This window comes from Bacillus sp. AP50 (assembly GCF_040492675.1).
Lineage (GTDB): Bacteria > Bacillota > Bacilli > Bacillales > Bacillaceae_G > Bacillus_A > Bacillus_A cereus.
Genome location: NZ_JBEUTW010000294.1, coordinates 1 through 2262, shown reverse-complemented (window position 1 = coordinate 2262; position 2262 = coordinate 1). Strand labels below are relative to the sequence as shown.

The following is a 2262-nucleotide window of genomic DNA, read 5'->3' as shown; positions in this document are numbered from 1 at the left end:
GATTAAAGTTTCACTTTATCGAATTTGGAACTGAAAATGTACTAGCTTGATAATGAAGCCTGGCTATTAGAATTGAAAAATTTTAGTTTTATTATAATTAATAGAAATGAGAGTAGTGTGAATATAAAGCCGCTCCAAATAAGCTGGTGAATACCTAAGTTTGAAATGAACCAGCCTCCAATAGTGGTTCCTAAAGTAATTCCGAGATTTGAGAACGAAACGAATAGACTGTTACCAAATTCAGGTGCTTCTTTAGCTTCACTTATTAACCATGTTTGACCAACAATTAATCCACCAGCATGTACGATTCCCCAAATGAATACTATAAAAATCATTGGAACAAGGTAGGAACCTAAATAATAAACCAATATGTAAACAATAGAATATAGAATAGGGAATGATATTACAGTGTTTATTATGCTTTTTTGCAGGAGACCACCAAATAAATGATTACCTAAAATCATAACTATACCAAATATGAATAGCATGATACTGATGAGAGATCCATTCATGGAAGTTACTTTTGCAAGGTACTCGGCGAAGTAGCTGTATACGGAAAACATGGCTGCAAAAAGGAATGTGACGGTTAAAATATTTAACCATAATCCTGGTTTGCCGAGTATACGAATTTGTTTGCCGAAAGACATTTTTTCTTTAACAGGCATAGAAGGAAGTAGGAGTAGTATTCCAATGAATGCAAGAGTGTTAACGAATGCTCCGAATAAGAAAGCCATTTCGAGTGAAAATTGGTCTGCAAGGTAAGAGGTTAGTGGTATACCTAAAGCGAAACCAACAGTAATTCCCATGAAAACTTTTGTAACTGCTTGACCGCTCTTTTCTGGAGGGACAAGTTTAGCAGCTGTTACAAGAGCGATTGAAAAGAAGAGTGGATGAAGCGCTGCCGGTAAAATACGAAAAACAAGCATGACTTCAAATTGTGTTGTATAAGCGTAGATTAAATTTGAAATAACAAATGTGAAAATTGCTGTTAATAAAATTATTTTGCGATTAATACTAGAGACGAGCAGAATTAAAAACGGACCAGAAATAGCAACAACTAGTGCAAATATACTTACTAAAAATCCAGCTTGTGTAGTTGAAATTCCGAACTTTTCAGTGATTTGTGGTAATACGCCGACAATACCCATCTCGGTAGTAATAATTCCGAACACACCTATTGCGAGTGTCAGAATAAGTAAAGGATTTACTTTTTTCATTTATAAAACTCTCCATTCGTATCAGTATTTTGAAAGTAAATTCATTAACAAAGAAGCATTATTATAAGCATGATTGGATGCCAATATTATCAGGAGTATGTAATCTGAAATACAATAACAGATATCTAAATAACTAGATATGATATATTAAAAAAAATTCTCCTTTCGATGTTTCTTGCTTTTACAGGCAGTGCAATTTATAAGAAGTCATTGGATACCTGTAAAAAAGCAGAATGTGTGAAAGCTAATAATCAATTAGTATGCTGATTGATTATTAGCTTTCATTTTATAATTCGTTTTGGACGTATTCAGAAAACTCTCGTATTGTTTTTTCATTTCGACGATAGTAGGTCCATTTTCCAATTCGGTCAGACTCTAGTAAGCCTGCTTTTTTCATAGTTAATAAATAACTAGAAATAACCGATTGAGCTAAGCCAGTTTTAAGCTGGATATCTCCTACACATACTCCAACTTGAAAGTTAAGGTCTTGTTCTAGGTAAGGTTTTTCGTCGAAATGGTTTTCTGGATTTTTTAACCATGATAAAATTTGACATCTTGTTTCATTTGACAATGCTTTATAAATTAATAAAGGTTCCATAATGATATTATATCTACTTTTATAGATTTGTAAATGGGTTTTAGTGATTTTAAGGGAAGAAGGTATAGTTGATCCCCTTGAATAGGAATAAGATGCTCTTGATTTGTACCCTTTGTAAAGGACATTATAAAAAAAATCGGTAACCTAAAAAAGATGATTTCTGTATGCAAACAGGAGTCATCTTCTGTACATTCTATTGATAGCAAGAGTGATTATAGTACGTCATATATTTCTTAATTTCATGTTTTAACTGAACAAACGATTCACATGATTTTATATATGCTTCATCGGTTAAAGTATTACGAGGATTACGTGCAAAAATGATAATATTGTTAAGTGTAAGCATACTGTTGCCTAGCTATCAATGGTGGATTCCTAAGAAGAGTAATAATAAAACCCAACTGAAGATTTAAGAAAAATTTTATGTTTACCCCACTTTTTATTTTA

General features: G+C 32.4%; 2 protein-coding genes and 1 pseudogene. All 3 read right to left on the bottom strand.

All coding sequences use genetic code 11. The features are described 5' to 3' along the window. Positions 1-41: 41 nt before the first annotated feature. Positions 42-1217: an MFS transporter gene (locus ABWK52_RS20330; protein WP_000757550.1), complete on the bottom strand. Its 1176-nt coding sequence runs from the start codon at positions 1215-1217 to the stop codon at positions 42-44. Between the two features lie 286 nt (positions 1218-1503). After that, positions 1504-1815: an ArsR/SmtB family transcription factor gene (locus ABWK52_RS20325; protein WP_000433539.1), complete on the bottom strand. Its 312-nt coding sequence runs from the start codon at positions 1813-1815 to the stop codon at positions 1504-1506. Between the two features lie 193 nt (positions 1816-2008). Beyond that, positions 2009-2110, bottom strand: a pseudogene (locus tag ABWK52_RS20320) (TetR family transcriptional regulator); the annotation flags it as partial. Positions 2111-2262 lie beyond the last annotated feature (152 nt).

What these genes read in the sequence shown, in the direction of transcription:
- ABWK52_RS20330 (WP_000757550.1), bottom strand. Translation starts at nt 1,217, where the DNA reads ATGAAAAAAGTAAATCCTTTACTTATTCTGACACTCGCAATAGGTGTG.
- ABWK52_RS20325 (WP_000433539.1), bottom strand. Translation starts at nt 1,815, where the DNA reads ATGGAACCTTTATTAATTTATAAAGCATTGTCAAATGAAACAAGATGT.